1 protein-coding gene is annotated in these 16,905 nt (G+C 70.1%); it reads right to left on the bottom strand.

From position 1 onward, the window contains the following. Positions 1 to 14: 14 nt before the first annotated feature. The gene (locus tag FB390_RS27415) at positions 15 to 16,559 is read right to left on the bottom strand and encodes an amino acid adenylation domain-containing protein (protein ID WP_141812160.1); all 16,545 of its coding nucleotides are present in this window, start codon (positions 16,557 to 16,559) and stop codon (positions 15 to 17) included. Between the last annotated feature and the right edge of the window lie 346 nt (positions 16,560 to 16,905).

The raw sequence follows: 16,905 nt of genomic DNA, 5'->3' as shown, positions 1-16,905 counted from the left end.
CCGCCGAGCAGGACTCACAACCAGGTCCGCAGCGCCTCCGCGATCTGCCGGAGAGCCGAGTCGGTGGTCATCCGCCAGTGCGTGGCGTCGACCTGGTGGTTGTGCACGGGGCCGGTGACCGCGGCCGTCCAGGTCGCCGCACCGGCGGAACCGGTCGGATCGCTCTGGGCAGCAGTGAAATACACCAACCGGCCATCGAACACGCGGGGGCGATAGACCGCGTCGAGGTCGGCCGAAGCCACCGCGGCGTCCACAACTCGTCCGATCCGCTCGGCTCCGAAGGACGCGAACGGTTCGGGGAGCGTGCTCAACCTTTTGGCCAGCTCCGGCAACTCCACGGTCTCGTCCAAGCCGAATTCCGCGACTCGATCGCCGAGCAGTCCACCGAGCAACTCCGGTACCGAAACGTCAGCGTGCGAATCGGCGGCCGAACGCAGATGGCTGTCCATCATGCCCAGCAGCGCCACCTCTTCACCCTCGTCCTGGAGCTGGACCGCCATGGCGTGCGCGAGCACACCGCCGAGCGACCAGCCGAGCAGGTGGTACGGCCCCTCCGGTTGCACGGAGCGGACGTGCTTGACGTAGAGCCGCGCCCAGTCCTCGATGGAATCCGGAAGCGGTGCGGCCGAACTCAAGGCGGGCGACTGGAGGCCGTAGACGGGCCGCTCCGTGTCCAGGTGCGCGGTGAGCCCGGCGAACGACCACGCGATGCCACCGATCGGGTGGACGCAGAACAGCGGCTCGGCGGCGCCGGACGTGCGCAACGGAAGCAACACGTCGAAAGCCGAGTCCGTGCCCGCGCTTTCGGAGCCACCCGCACGGAGCTGGGCGACGATGCCCGCCGGGGTGGGCGCGGTGAACACCCACACGACCGGAATCGCCTCGGCCACCGCCTCGCTCAGCCGCGCCGACAACTTGGTCGCGATCAGCGAGTTGCCGCCCAGCTCGAAGAAGTTGTCGTCCAGGCCGATTCGATCGACGCACAAGACTTCCGCGAAGACCCCGCAGACCGTGGTCTCCAGCGCCGTCGACGGAGCGCGATAGGCGCCGGCGGCGAATTCCGGTTCGGGCAGCGCCGCGCGGTCGAGTTTGCCGGACGAGGTCAGCGGGAGCTCGTCGAGGACCACGATCGCCGCGGGCACCATGTGCGACGGCAACGTCCGCGCGGTCCACTCGATCAAGAGACCGGTGTCCAGGCCGGGCGCGCCCATCACGTACGACACCAAAAGCGTCGCACCGGCGGCGTTTTCTCTGCCGACCGTGACCGCGAAGTCCACCTCCGGATGCTCGGCGAGTACGGCGTCGATCTCGCCGAGCTCGATGCGGAATCCGCGGATCTTCACCTGGAAGTCGGTGCGGCCCAGGTACTCCAACTCCCCCGCCGCGTTCCATGCCACGAGGTCGCCCGTGCGGTACATCCGGGTGCCCGCGTCGAACGGGTTCGCCACGAATCGCTCCGCGGTCAGATCCAGCCGGCCGAAGTAGCCTCGCGCCAGCTGCGCGCCCGCCAGATACAGCTCACCGGGGACACCGACCGGCACCGGCCGCAGGCGCGAATCCAGGACGTACACCTGACTGTTCCAGGCCGGGACGCCGATCGGCACCGCCACCGCGTCGACCGCTCGCACCGGATGACTGGTGATCGACACGGCGGCCTCTGTCGGGCCGTACACATTGAACAGCTCCGTATCCGGCGCGGCCGCGGCGAACCGGCGAGCCAGCGCGGCGGGCAGCGCCTCGCCGATGGCAAGCACCCGGCGCAGGGATTCCGCCAGGCGACCCGTCAACAAGGCGTCCAATATGGACGGCACCGTGTGCAGCGTCGTCACGCCCTCCCGCGCCATGAGCTCGTTCAGATACGCCGGGTCCCGATGACCGCCGGGTGCGGCGATCACCAACCGGCCGCCGCGCACCGCGGGCGACCAGAACTCCCACACCGACACGTCGAACGTCGCCGCTGTGTTCAACAGCACGACGTCATCGGCGCAGAGACCGAATTCCGCTGTCTTCCAGAGCAACTGATTCACGATCGCGCCGTGCGAAACCGCGACGCCCTTCGGGCGGCCCGTGGAACCCGACGTGAAGATCACGTACGCCGGGTGCTCGGCGCGCAACGGCGCGAGGCGATCCAGGTCGGTGAGCGCCGAAGGGTCCACCGCCGAAAGGTCCAGCCGATCCAGGCGCACCACCGGCGCGGCGGACGTCGTGAAATCCGCGTCGGCGTCGGTCAGCACGCAGACCGGCGCCGCCGTCTCGAGGATGTACTCGGTCCGCTGCGCGGGCTGATCCGGATCCACCGGCACGTACGCACCGCCCGCCTTGCTCACCGCGTACATCGCGACAACCAGATCCACCGACCGCCGAAGGGCCAACGCCACCCGCGACTCCGGACCGGCTCCCAGCGAAATCAGGTAGCGCGCAAGGCGATTGACTCGCGCATCCAACTCCGCATAGCTCGTCGGCTCGCCGTCCGCGGCGACAAGCGCCACGGACTCCGGCACTGCGGCGACCGTCGCGTCGAGCAGGGACACCAGCGTGGCGCTGGTATCCACCGGGTGCGCGGTGTCGTTCCAGGCCGCGAGAATCCGCGTGCTCTCCTCGGGCGCGAGCAGATCGATGGCACCGACCGGCACCGCCGCGTCGGCGGCCACCGCGTCCAGCACCCGGACGAACCGGTCCGCGAAACCGCGCACCGTCGACTCGTCGAACAGGTCGGCGGCGTAGGTGAAGACGCCGCCGATACCGGCGGGCGCGCCCGCCGCGTCGTAGCTGTCGGCCACGATGACGTGCAGATCGAACTGCGAGAGCTGCCGATCCGTCTCCCACGCGGCGACCGTCAAGCCCGGCAGTTCCATGCGGGCCGGGGCCAGATTCTGGAACGACAGACCCACCTGGAACAGCGGATGCCGCGCGGTCGACCGCGCCGGATTCAGCACTTCGACCAGGCGCTCGAACGGGACGTCGGCGTGGGCGAAAGCCTGGAGATCGGTGTCGCGCTGCCGCGCGAGCAATTCCGTGAAGTCCGCGTCCGGATCCACCCTCGTGCGGAACACCAGGGTGTTGACGAACATGCCGATCAGATCGTCCAGGCTCTCCTCGCCGCGTCCCGCCACGGGCGTGCCGATCGCGATGTCGTCGGTGCCCGAGAGCCTGGCGAGCAGCACAGCCAGCGCGGTGTGCACGACCATGAACAGTGTCGCGCCGTTCGCACGGGCCAGCTCCGCGAGCGCCGCGTGGGTGGCCGCCTCGACGCGCAGCGGTACCCGCCCGCCGGCGAACGACTGCACCGCGGGCCGCGGCCGGTCCCTCGGCAGTTCCAGCTGATCCGGGAGATCGGCGAGCGCCTCCCGCCAGTAGGCGATCTGCTCGGCCGCCATCGACCCCGGCTGATCCTCGCTACCGAGCAGCGCTCGCTGCCACAGCGCGTAGTCCGCGTACTGCACGGCCAGCGGCGTCCACGCCGGAGCTCGCCCCGCCGCGCGGGCCACGTACGCCGCCGCCAGGTCACGGGTCAGCGGGCTGCCGGAAAAGCCGTCGGCGGAGATGTGGTGGACGACCATGGCGAGCACGAATTCGCGTTCGGCACAGAACAGAGCGGCGCGAACCGGCACCTCCGCGGTGACGTCGAAGACCGTCGAAAGAACCTCTTCCACAGCGGATTCGACATCGACCACGTCCCGTACCCGCAGCTCCGGCACATCCGGGTGATCGGGAGGCAGCACGACCTGCACCGGACCGTCCTCGCGCTGCGGATACACCGTGCGCAGGATCTCGTGCCGCGCGACGAGATCGGCGAACGCCCGCCGCATCGCGTCGATGTCGAGTTCGCCGGTCAGACGGATCGCGACCGGGATGTTGTAGGCGGTCGATCCGGTGTCGAACCGGTTGAGGAACCACATGCGCTGCTGCGCGGGTGAGAGCGGAACGCGTTCCGGTCTCGGCCCGGCCACCAAGGCGGGACGGCCGCCACCGGTGAGCTTCGCGAGGTCGCGCGCGCAACCCGCGACCGTGGGCGCGGCGAACAGCAGACGCACCGGAACCCGGGCGTTCACCGCCGCGCCGAGGCGCGCGGTCACCCGGGTGGCCAGCAGCGAGTTACCGCCGAGCTCGAAGAAGTGGTCGTCGGCGCCGATCCGCTCGACCCCGAGCACCTCGGCGAAGACCTCGGCGACGATCCGCTCCGAGACCGTGGACGGCTCCCGGTAGGTGCGCGCCGCGAATTCCGGTTCCGGAAGGGCGTTTCGGTCGAGCTTGCCGCCCGCGGTGAGCGGGAGTTCGTCGAGCACGACGATCGCCGCGGGCACCATGTGCGACGGCAGTGCCCGTGCGGCCCATCGCGTCAGCTGGTCGGCATCGACGCGGCCGGTCACGTACGACACCAAAACGACTACCCCGTTGGAGTTCTCGCGTCCGACGGTCACCGCGTAGCCGACCTCGGGGTGCCCGGCGAGCACCGCGTCGATCTCGCCGAGCTCGATGCGGAAGCCGCGGATCTTCACCTGGAAGTCCGTGCGGCCCAAGCACTCCAGCTCCCAGCCGTTCGATTCGGCGTCCGGCACCCACCGGACCAGATCACCGGTCCGATACATCCGCTCGCCGGGCATCCAGGGGTTCGCGACGAAACGGTCCGCCGTGGCGCCGGCGCGGCCGTGATAGCCGCGCGCGAGCGCCGGGCCCGCGAGGTACAACTCACCGGTGACGCCCACCGGTACCGGATGCAGCCGCTGGTCGAGCACCGCCGCCCACACTCCGGGCACCGGTCGGCCGATCGTCACCCGTTGTCCCGCGAGGAGGGTCGTATAGGTGGCGCCGATCGTGGCCTCGGTCGGACCGTAGCCGTTGATGAACCGGCGTCCCGGCTGCCACTTGGCCAGCAGGTCGGGTGTGGTGGCCTCGCCACCGGCGGACACCACCGCCAGGTCGTCCAAGCCGGACGGATCGACGGTGCCCAGCAACGCGGGCGTGATGATCGTGTGCGTCACCCGCTCGGCGCGCAGCAGTTCGTGCAATTCCGTGCCGCCGACGGTGTCCGGCGGCGCGATCACCAACGTCGCCCCGCTGTAGAAGGCGCTGGACAGCTCCTCCACCGATTGGTCGAAGCTGGGCGAGCACACATGCAGCATCCGGTGTTCCGGCGCGAGCCGCAGCATGTCGACCGTGTGGCCGACCAGTCCGCCGAGACCGGCGTGGGTCACCGCGACGCCCTTGGGCAGACCCGTCGATCCCGACGTGTAGATCACGTACGCGGGATGCGTCAGCCGCAGGGGCGCAAGCCTTTCCGCGTCGGACACGGGCGCGGAAGTCTGAGCGGCACATCGCGCCCCCACGGCGGGATCGTCGAGGACGAGCCAATCCACCGCGCCGGACAGACCGGCCGCCTGCTCCGCGACGGTAATGCCCAGCGCGGCACCGGAATCGGCGATCATGTACCGCACCCGGTCGACCGGATAGGTCGGATCGACCGGCAGGTACGCGCCACCGGCCTTGGCGACCGCCCACACCGCTACGATCAGCTCGTAGGAGCGCCGCATCGCCAGCGCCACCACCGTTTCGGGCGCGACACCGCGCTCGATCAGGACGCGTGCCAGCCGCGAGGACTGGTCGTCGAGTTCGCCGTAGGTGTAGGCGCGTCCCGCGTCGCGCACGGCGACACGGTCCCGGCCGAAACGCACACCTCGCACCAGCAGTTCGGCCAGCGTTCCGATCTCGACGGCGTCACCGCCGCCCATCCGGATCAGCCGCTCGTACTCGTCCGCGGCCAGCAGCGGCAGGTCACCGACGGCCGTGTCGGGCCGGTCCGCGGCGGTCGTCAGGACGCGAACGAACCTCTCGGCGAATAGTTCCGCGTCATCGTCACCGAAACGACCACGGGCGAAGGACATTTCGCCGCGTCCATCCTCGGTGAACGAGATCGCGATGTCTCCCACCGCTTCCGGTTGTCCTTCGAAGGACAACGCGACACGGAACAGCGGTTGCCGAGCCGACCGTCCCAGCAGCTCGACCAGCTCGTCGAGCGGAATACCGGCGTGCGCGAACCCTTCCAGCTCGACACGGTGCGCGTCCGGCAGGACATCGGCGAACCGCGCGCACCGATCCACCCGGGTACGCAACACCACCTCGGCGCGGAGACCACCGGGCATGGGCGACCCGATCGCGATGTCGTCGGTGCCCGAAAGACGTGCGAGCACAACCGACAACGCCGTGCGCACCACCGATGACCAGCTCACCCCGGCCGTGTGCGCGAGATGGCGCAGTCCCCTCTGCACCTCCTCCGAAACCGAGAACCGCACTCGCCCACGGTCGTTCGATGGCACGGTGGGCCGCTCTCCCGGCAGCTCCAGCTCGGGCAGTCCCGCCAAAGCCGTACGCCAATAGCGGGATCGGGTGATCGAGTCGTCCGATTCGACGTCGAGCAGCAGCACGGTCTCGGCGGCGGTCCGGTCCGGCGTCGCGACGAGCTCGCCGAGCGCGCGCTGCAGTCGATCGGCGACGGCGCCCGCCGTCGCGTCGGCGACCAGGTCGCGCCGGTACTTCACCTGCACCAGCGTTCGGCTGCCGAGGAAGACCAGCACGGTGATCGGATAGTGCGTGTAATCGCCCCCGCCGAGGTCGTCGACCCGCAATCCGTCGAGCGCGCCGCTCGCCTGCCGAAGGCCCTCGACGTCGACCGGGTACGACTCGAAGACCAGCATCGTGTCGAACAGCTCACCCTGCCCCGCGACGCGCTGAATGGCGCCGAGCCCGAAGTGGTGGTGATCCAACAGCGAGACCTGCTCGGTCTGCACCCCGTCGACCAGCGCCCGGACCGTCGTGCCGCGATCGAACCGGATGCGCACCGGGATCGCGTCCACGAACAGGCCGATCATCTCGCCGATGCCGTCGAGTTGCGGGGGTCGCCCGGAGATGGTCGCGCCGAAGACGACGTCGTCGCGTCCGGTGGCCGCCGCGAGGACCAGACCCCACGCGGCCTGCAGCACCGTGTTGGCGGTGACCTCGGCCCCTGCCGCGAAAGCGGTCAGCGCGGTGGTCTCCTCGGTCGACAGCTCGAACTCGCGGAGGCCGAATCCGCCATCCGTCGGCGCGGGCCAGGTGAGCTCGGGCGCGAGCATCGTCGGGGTGACGCCCGCCAGCACCTCCGACCAGGCCCGCTCCGCGACGCCACGGTCCTGCTGCGACAGCCACCGTAGGTAGTCGCGATAGGGCCGGACCGGTGGCAGCGGCGACGCGTCGCCACCGGTCGCGTACAGGACGAGCAGCTCCTTCATCAGCAGTGGCATCGACCAGCCGTCGAGCAGGATGTGATGGCCGGTCAGCACGAGGTGGTTGCGGCCGGAGTCGGTGCGGTACAGCGTGAATCGCAGCAGCGGCGCCACCGCGGGATCGAATTCGGTGCGCTGCTCGGCGGCCAGCAACCCGGGCAGGTCGGCGTCGGCGACGCGGTCGACGATGCGCCACGGCATGTCGAGGTCGTCGACCACCAGCTGGACCGGGGTCCCGTCGGCCGCGGTGACGAAGGCGGAGCGGAGGTTCGCGTGCCGGTCCAGAATGGTCTGCGCGGCCCCGCGCAGGCGGTTCGTGTCCAGGTCGCCGGTCAGCTCGGCAGCCAACTGGATGATGTAGGCGTCGACCGATCCGGCGAGCAGTTCGATGAGCACCAGCAGCGAGGACTGGAGCGGCGAGAGCGGCAAGACGTCCGACAGCCCCGGGTAGTCCCGCCGCCAGCGGTCCAGATCGGCTTGGGTGACTCGCACCAGCGGCACATCCGAGGGCGTCAGTCCGCCCGCGGCCGGGTGCCGTACGTGGTCGGCGACGGCGGTCAGCGCGGCCGTCCACTCGTCGGCCAGTTCCCGCACCGCCGCCTCGTCGAGGATGCCGCTCGCGTAGCGGAAGCTCGCTTCCATGCGCGGGCCGGTCGCGGTGTCGGCCACGATCGCGTTGATGTCGATCACCGCGCCGACGGGCAGGGCCGGATCGTGCTCGATCTCGATCTCTCCGAGATCGGCTGTCGGCAACCAACTTCCGTCGGTCTGGTCGATCTGGCCGCCCGCCGAAGCGCGGCCGAGATAGTTGAAGCCGATCTGGCCCATATCGCCGGTGAGCAGTCCGGCGGTGTCCGGATTGAGATGGCGCAGCATGCCGAAGCCGATGCCCTTGTCCGGCACCGCGAGCAGTTGCTCTTTGACCGATTTCAGCACGTCGGCGAGCGCCGCGCCGTCGGTGAGCCCATGCGCGGTGTCGATGCCGGACAGGTCGATCGCCACGGGGTGGACGCTGGTGAACCAGCCGAGGGTGCGCGTGAGATCCGCTCCGGGAACTACGGTTTCCTCACGTCCGTGGCCCTCGAGGCGGATGCGGGTCGTCGGGGAGTCGACACCGCGCCGCGCACGCCACGCGCGCACCGCCAGCGCGAGCGCCGCGAGCAGGCCGTCGTTGACGCCGCCGCGATACAGCGCGGGCAGCGTGGTCAACAGCGCCTCGGTGACCTCGACCGGCACCCGGACCGTGATCGACCGCATCGTCGGCTCGGTGTCGAGCGCGCAGTCGACGGCACGCGCGCCGAGCAACGGATCCGGCGTGGCGAGCACCCGCTGCCAGTGGCCGACCTCGGCGGCCCGCTCCGCGCGGGTGGCGGCGTCGGAAAGTCCGTGCGCCCAGCGCCGGAACGAGGTGCCGACCGCGGGCAGCGCGACCTCCTGTCCCGCCGCGCGCTGCGCCCAGGCCACCGCTAGATCGGGAATCAGGATGCGCCAGGACACCCCGTCGATGACGTAGTGGTGCGCCGCGACCGCGAGCACGTCGCGCGCGCCGGACCTGCGCAACCAGGTGAAGGCGATCATTCTCGCGGCCGCCGGATCGAGGGCGGCCATCGCCGAAGCCATTGCGGCGCTGCCGATCCGGGTCAGCTCGGCGTCGTCGACGACGGGGACGTCGACCTCGGTCACCAGTGCGTCGGCATCGACCGCGCCGCTCGGCAGCGCCTCGAACCGCCACCGGCCGCCGTCCTGCCACACCCGGGAACGCAGCACATCGTGCCGGTCGAGCACCGCCGCGACGGTCGCGACGAGACCGGCGCGATCGATCCCCTCGGGCAGCGCGAGCACCGCGGTCTGGGCGAAGCGGTCGCAGGAGCCGTTGGCGAGGAATTCGGCGAGCACCGGCGTCAGCGGAATTTCGCCGACGCCGCCACCGGGCAACTCCGCCAACACCATTGGCGACGCGTCGCCGCCGACGGTCGCGATGCGCGCCAAGCCCGCGACGGTCCGGTGTTCGAAGACGTCGCGCGCGGTGAAGACGATTCCGGCCGCCTTGGCCCGCGACACCAGCTGGATCGACATGATGCTGTCGCCGCCGATCGCGAAGAAGGAATCGTGCACCCCGACCGTCGCCACACCGAGTACCTGGGCGAACAGTTCGGCGAGCCGCTCTTCGACGGGACTCGACGGCGCGTGGGTCGGCGTCGTCTCGAAAACGGGTTCCGGCAGTGCCTTTCGATCCAGCTTGCCGTTGGTGGTCAACGGGATCTCATCCAGGACGACGATCGCCGACGGCACCATGTGCGCCGGGAGAATCTTTGCCGCGTGCTCGGTGAGGCGCGCCGTGTCCACCGTGCGGCCCGGCGCCGCGAGCACATACGACACGAGCGCCGTCGATCCCGACGCCATCTTCCGTCCGACGGTGACCGCGAACTCCACGTCGTCGTGCCCGCCGAGCACCGCGTCGATCTCGCCGAGTTCGATGCGCAACCCGCGCACCTTGACCTGGGTGTCGGCGCGGCCCACGTACTCGAGCTCCCACGGTGCCGAGGGCGAGGCGACGTGCCAGCGCACGACGTCACCGGTGCGGTACATCCGCGCGCCGGGAGCGCCCCACGGATCGGCGACGAAACGTTCGGCGGTGAGCCCCGCGCGGTTCCGATAGCCGCGGGCCAAGCCGCCGCCCGCCAGATACAGCTCACCCGCGACACCCGGCGGCACCGGATTCAGCCGCGCGTCCAGCACCAGCGCGGACATGCCGTGCAGCGGCGAACCGATCGTGATGCGCTGTCCCGCGGTCAGTTCCGCGTACGACGCGGCGATGGTCGCCTCGGTCGGACCATAGGCGTTGAGGTAGCGGCGGCCCGGCTGCCACTTCGCCAGCAGTTCCGAGGTCGTCACATCACCGCCGACGCACAACAGCTCCAGCGCGTCCAGGCCCTCCGGATCGACGGTACCCAGGACCGCCGGGGTGAAGATCGCGTGCGTGACCGCCTCGGTGCGCAGCAGATCGCCGAGCTCCGCGCCGCCGACCACGGTGTGCGGCACGATGACCAGCGTCGCTCCGACCGAGAACGTGCACAGCCACTCGAGCACCGAGGGGTCGAAGCACGGCGAGCAGAGGTGCAGGAACCGGTGGTGTGGCTCCAGCCCGTAGCGGCGCACGGACTCCTCGCGCAGACCCTCGAGGCCGCTGTGGGTCACGGTGACGCCCTTCGGCACGCCCGTCGAACCCGACGTGTAGATGACGTACGCGGGATGCCGCATACGCAGTGGCGCAAGGCGATCCGCGTCCGTCACCCGCTCCGCGGACTGCGCGCGGCAGATCTCTTCTGTCGCAGGGTCGTCGAGAACAAGCCAGTCCACGCCTGCGGGGAGCCGATCGGCGTATTCCGCGACGGTGATGCCGAGCATCGCGCCCGAGTCGGACACCATGTGCCGCACCCGCTCCACGGGATAGCCGGGATCGATCGGCACGTGCGCGCCGCCGGCCTTGGCGATCGCGAGGGCCGCGAGCACCATGTCGGCGGAGCGCGGGAGGGCGACGGCGACGAGACGCTCCGGGCCGACGCCGCGCTGGATCAGCGTGCGCGCCAATCGCGAAGTGCGCTCGTCGAATTCGCCGTAGCCGATCGACCGGCCACGGTAGCGCACCGCGATGCGGTCGCGGCCCAGGGCGACGCCGCGGGTCAGCAGATCGGGCAGCAGGGCGGCGCCGATGGCGTCGTCGGCGGCGACGCGGGTCAGCAGCGCGTGTTCGTCGGCGTCGAGCAGCGGGAGGTCACCGACGGAAGTCTCCGGTCGGTGCGTCGCGGCGGTCAGTAGCCGGAGGAAGCGCTCGGCGAAGACGCGGATGGTGTGCGGATCGAAGAGTGCGCGGGAGAAGGTGAAGTTCGCGGCGATGCCCGCGTCGCGCTCGCGAATATGCAGGGAGAGGTCCGGTTTCGCTGCGGGGGTGGCGTCCCCGTGGTCGAGAGGCAGTCTCGCCGTGTCGTTTTGGTACTCGATAGTGCGGTCCCCCGCCGAGAACATCGTTTGCACCAGCGGATGACGCGCATCCGACCGGTCCGGGTCGAGCAGTGCCACCAAGGCGTCGAACGGTAGGTCCGCGTGTCGGAAAGCCTGTAGGTCGACGTCCTTCGTCTCCGATAGCAGATCCGCGAAGGACATGCCGCCCTGGACTCGGGTGCGCAGGACCAGCGTGTTGGCCGATCCGTCGACTCCGGGTGTACCGATCGCGATGTCGTCGGTGCCCGATAGTCGGGCCAGCAATACCGCGAAAGCCGCGTGGACGACCGTGAATACCGTCGCCTCTGCCGCACGCGCGACCTCCCGCAGTCGGTCGTGCAGCTCGCCATCGATCTCGAAGTCGATCCGGCCCTCCGCGACCGCTGGGCCGGCGAGCCTCGGGCGATCCGTGGGCAGATTCAGCTCGTCCGGCAGTCCGGCGAGCGCGGTGCGCCAATACCGGGTCTGCGCGATCAGATCGTCGCGCTCATCCAGCGACTCCATCGTCGCCGCCAATGTGCGCTCGGGCGCCGCGACGAATTCGCCGAGCAGCGAACGCAATCGGTCCGCCAGCGCCCGCGCGGTGGCAGGAGTGACGGCGTCGTTGCGATGCTGCACCTGTAGCCGCAGCTCGGCGCCCAGTTCGACCTGGATCGCCACGGGGTAGTGGGTGAAGTTGACCCCTTGCAGGTCGACGATTTCCAGCCCGTCGATCGTCCCGTAGGCCGCTCGCAAGCCGTCGGCGTCGACGGGATACGACTCGTAAGCCAGGATCGAGTCGAACAACTCCCCCGCCGCCGCCGCGCGCTGGATGTCGGCGAGTCCGACGTGATGCCCTTCGAGCAGCGAAGCCTGTTCGGACTGAACTTGTTTCAGCAACTGCCGCACCGAGATGTCGGAGTCGAACCGGATCCGGACCGGGATGGTGTTCGCGAAAAGGCCCACCATCGCGTCGACGCCGTCGAGCTGCGGCGGCCGCCCGGACACCACCGCGCCGAAGACCACGTCCGTACGCCCGACGCAGGCGGCGAGCACCAGACCCCACGCCGCCTGCACCACCGTGTTCACGGTGACCTCCGCCGCCGCGGCGAACGCCGTCAGTGCCGCCGTCTCGTCCTGCGACAGGTCAGCGGCGCAGTCGCCGTAGCCGTCGGCGGGACGCACCGGCGGCGCGAGGGACGCGGCGAGCATGGTCGGTGTCGTACCGGCCAGCGCGTCGCGCCACGTGCGCAGCGTGGCGTCCCGGTCGTACCGCGCCAGCCAGGCGAGATAGTCACGGTACGGCCGAATCCGCGGCAGCGGCGTCGAATCACCGTCTGTCGCATAGAAGATCAGCAGGTCCTTCATCAGCAACGGCATCGACCAGCCGTCCAACAGGATGTGGTGGGCGGTCAGCACCAAGTGCGTGCGCCCGGAATCCGTGCGGTACACCGTGAATCGCAGCAGCGGCGGCGTCGCCGGGTCGAATCCGAGGCGCTGTTCGGCCGCGAACAGCGTCGCCGCGTCAGCGTCGGGTGTGTCGAGGACCCGCCACGGCACGGCGAGTCCCTCGCTCACGAACTGAACCGGTGCGCCTTCTTCCGAGGAACCGAACGCCGAGCGCAGGATCGCGTGCCGATCCAGCATCGCCTGCGCCGCCCTGCGGAGTCGGTCGAGATCGATGTCGCCGGACAGTTCCACCGCCAGCTGCAACAGGTAGGGATCCGCGCCGGGCGAAAGCTGGGTCAGGAAGAGCAATCCGAGCTGAAGGGGCGAGAGCGGCAGCACGTCGACCAGTCCCGGCCGCTCCCGCCGCCAAGTGTCGAGTTCCGCCTGGGTGACCCGCACCAGCGGGACGTCGGCCGGAGTCAGCCCGCCCGCGGACGGGTCGTGCGCGTGCCGGGCGAGCACGGTCAGTGCGGCGACCCAGTATTCGGTCAGCTCACGAACGGCGGCCTCGTCGAGGATCTCGGACGCGTAGGCGAAGGACGCGGACAGCCGCGCGCCGGAGTCGGTGTCGGTGACGAGCGCGTTGATGTCCACGACGGCGGCCGCGGGCATGTCCGGATCGTGCGCGGCCTCCGGGTCGCCCCATTCGGCGGTCGGCAGCCAGCTCCGGTCGGTCAGGCCCTCCGGCGTATCGCCCGCGGAGATCCGGCCGAGATAGTTGAAGCCGATCTGGCCGAGCGCGCCGCCCAGTTCCCCAGCGGTGTCCGGGTTCAGGTGCCGGAGCATGCCGAAGCCGATGCCCTTGTCCGGCACGGCGAGCAGTTGCTCCTTCACCGCCTTGAGCAGCGCCGCGGTCGCGTCGCCACCGCGCCAAGCCGCCTCGGCGTCGATGCCGGACAGATCGAGCGCCACCGGATACATGGTGGTGAACCATCCGACGGTGCGGGTCAGATCGGCTCCGGCGACAGTGGTTTCCTCGCGGCCGTGCCCCTCGAGCCGCACCCTGGTGGCCGCGGCGTCGACACCCCTGTTCGCCCGCCACGCACGAGTCGCCAGCGCCAACGCCGCGAGCAGTCCGTCGTTGGTTCCGGCTCGGTACAACTTCGGCAGCTCGGTCAGCACCGCGTGGGTGACCTCGGCGGGCGCCGCGACGGTGAAGCGCCGCACGGTGTCCGCCGTGTCGACGGCCGGATCGAACGCACGGGCACCCAGATTCGGATCGGCGATGGCGAGAGTTCGCCGCCAGTAAGGCAATTCGCCGACGCGGTCCGCGGCAGCATCGACCAGACCGTGTGCCCACCGCCGGAACGACGTGCCGACACCGGGCAAAGAGATCCGCTGCCCGGCGGCGTGCTGTGCCCATGCGGTCACCAAGTCCGGGATCAGGATTCGCCAGGACACGCCATCGATGACGTAGTGATGCGCGGCGACGATCAGTGCGTCCCGGCCGTCCGGGCGGGCCAGCCAGGCGAAGGCGATCATCCGTCCCGCCGTCGGGTCCAGCGTGTCCAGCGCGGAATCCAATGCGGTGCTGGCTGTTTCCCGCAACTCGTCGATGTCCAGCTCCGCGGGAACGTCGACGCGGGTCAGCAGTGCGTCCACATCCAGCGAGCCGGGCGGCAGGGAGTGCAGTCGCCACTGCCCTTCGACGGACCGGATCCGGGCGCGCAGCATGTCGTGGTGATCCAGCACCGCGCCGAGTGTGGCCACCAGGGCCGCTCGATCGATGTGTTCGGGCAGCGCGAGCACCATGTGCTGGGTGAATCGGCGGAAGGGCTCGCCGCCGGACAAGTACGCGGCGAGCACCGGCGTCAGCGGCATCTCACCGACGCCGCCGCCCGGTAGCTCCGCGAGCACGAGGGCGGACTCTCCGCCGAGCACCGCGACCCGCGCCAACCCCGCGACGGTGCGGTGCTCGAACACATCCTGGGGCGTGAACGAGATTCCCGCCGCCCTTGCCCGCGACACCAGCTGGATCGAGAGAATGCTGTCCCCGCCCGCGGCGAAGAACGAATCCTCCGCGCCGACCCGCCGCACACCGAGCACCTGCGCGAACAACTCGGCGATCCGGGATTCCACCGGACCCTCCGGCGCACGCGAGACGGCCGCCTCGAACACCGGCTCGGGCAAGGCCTGCCGGTCTAGTTTTCCGTTGGCGGTCAACGGAATCGCGTCGAGCGCCACGAACGCGGACGGCACCATGTGACCGGGCAGCGAGGTTGCGGCGAAGCGGGACAGTTCACCGAAGTCGAGCGAAACACCCTCGCGCGGAAGGACATAGGAGACGAGGACGGTCGCGCCGGAGGGCGCGACCTTGCCGAGGGTCGCGGCGTAGTCGATATCGGGGTGCGCGGTGAGCGCGGCGTCGATCTCGCCGAGTTCGATCCGGAAACCGCGGATCTTCACCTGGAAATCGGTGCGGCCCAAGTACTCGAGGTCGCCGTCCGCGGTGCGGCGCACCAAGTCGCCGGTGCGATACATCCGCGACCCCGGCGTGGCGCCGAAAGGATTGGCCACGAAGCGTTCCGACGTCAGCCCGGGCCGCCCGAGGTAACCCTGGGCCAGCGCGGGGCCCGACAGATAGAGTTCGCCGGTCACTTCGGCGGGCACCGGACGCAGCCGCGCGTCCAGCACCACCGCGCCGATGCCTGGCAGTGCGGCGCCGATGGTGATCGGCTCGCCCGGCGCCAGCGCGGCGCTGCCGGTCGCGAGGATGGTGGCCTCGGTGGGGCCGTAACCGTTGTAGAAGGACCGTCCCGTGTCCGACCACCGCTCGACCAATGCGGGGCCGAACGCGTCACCCGCGACGACGACGGTCCGCAGGTGGTCCAGCCCGGCCGGATCCACCGACTCCAGTGCGGCCGGTGTGATCAGCAGATGCGTGACGCGCTCCCGGCGGAGCAGGTCGGCCAGCTCCGGGCCGCCGAACACCGTCGGGGGCGACACCACCAGCGTCGCACCGGACCCGAAGGCGAGCAGCAGTTCGAGCACCGAGACATCGAAATTCGGGGAACAAACATGCAGTACCCGGGCGCCGCCATCCACTTGATAGCGCTCTCGCACGGCGGTGACCAAGCTCGCCAGACCCGCGTGGGTCACGGCGACGCCCTTGGGCCGACCGGTCGAGCCGGAGGTGTAGATGACGTAGGCGGGATGCTGTTCGGTCAGCGGGCGGACGCGGTCGACATACGAGATCGGGTGTGCAGGCCGGGCCGCGATCCGCTCCCGGTGCGAGGGGTTGTCGAGCTCGAGCCAGTCGATGCCATCGCCGAGGCGCAGGCGGTGCTTCGAGTCGGTGAGACCGAGCATCGCTCCGGAGTCGGCGACGAGGTAGGCAATGCGGTCCGCGGGCAGCGTCGGGTCGACCGGCACGTAGGCCGCTCCGGTCTTGGCGACGGCCCAGACGGCGAGCACGGATTCGATCGACCGGGTGAAGCCGATGGCGACGACGTCGCCGGGGCCGACGCCGCGCTCGATCAGTTCGCGCGCCAGTCGCGACGAGGATCCGTCCAGTTCGGTATAGGTGAGTTCGCGCCGGGCGCCGGGCTCGCCGGTCGGGTCATAGCTGATGGCGATCGAGTCGGCCGCGGACTCGACCGCGGCGGTCAGCAGCTGGACGAAAAGCGGGTTACTCGACCTCCGACGAATTCGACCCCGAACAGCACGACGAACTCCATCCATCCGAGTACTACATCCCTCTCGCGTCCAGCCCGCAGATTTCGTCGAGACCCACGAACCCGGTCGGACGACCCGCCTGCGAACGGGCCAGTGTCGAACAAAGCGAGAAGGAATCGATTTACAGGGGGCAATTTCGGCAAATCCGGCCCCTATCAGACCACAGGTCGCGGCGTGATGAGATGTCAGCCACATCGGCCCAGGCAGGAGCACACCCGAGCGATTGCCAGAGCTTAGCCACAGAGCCACGTGACCCAGACACCTGGCCGCAGCCGGTTCATCACCGAGGGGCCTGCCGATACCACATCGCGGCGCGACGCGCTGGCATTCGGACGCGTTCGAGACAACTTGTGCGGGGTGTACCAAGATCGCTTGGCGATTGCTTCGGCGGGATTCCGCGACGGTTTCGCGGTGGATCACCAGCCGGGCGAGAGGTGGATCACCCGCGGGGCGCGGGGCGAATCACCTCCGAATAGCGCTGTCGGACGCAGTCCGTCCTCGGCCCGCACACGGCCGCAGCGACGGCGGAGGTACGCCTAAA

It is taken from the genome of Nocardia bhagyanarayanae (assembly GCF_006716565.1).
Classification (GTDB): domain Bacteria; phylum Actinomycetota; class Actinomycetes; order Mycobacteriales; family Mycobacteriaceae; genus Nocardia; species Nocardia bhagyanarayanae.
The sequence above is the reverse complement of the archived record's forward strand: the minus strand, read 5'-3'. Positions and strand labels throughout refer to the sequence as shown.

What these genes read in the sequence shown, in the direction of transcription:
- FB390_RS27415 (WP_141812160.1), bottom strand. Translation starts at nt 16,559, where the DNA reads ATGTGGCTGACATCTCATCACGCCGCGACCTGTGGTCTGATAGGGGCC.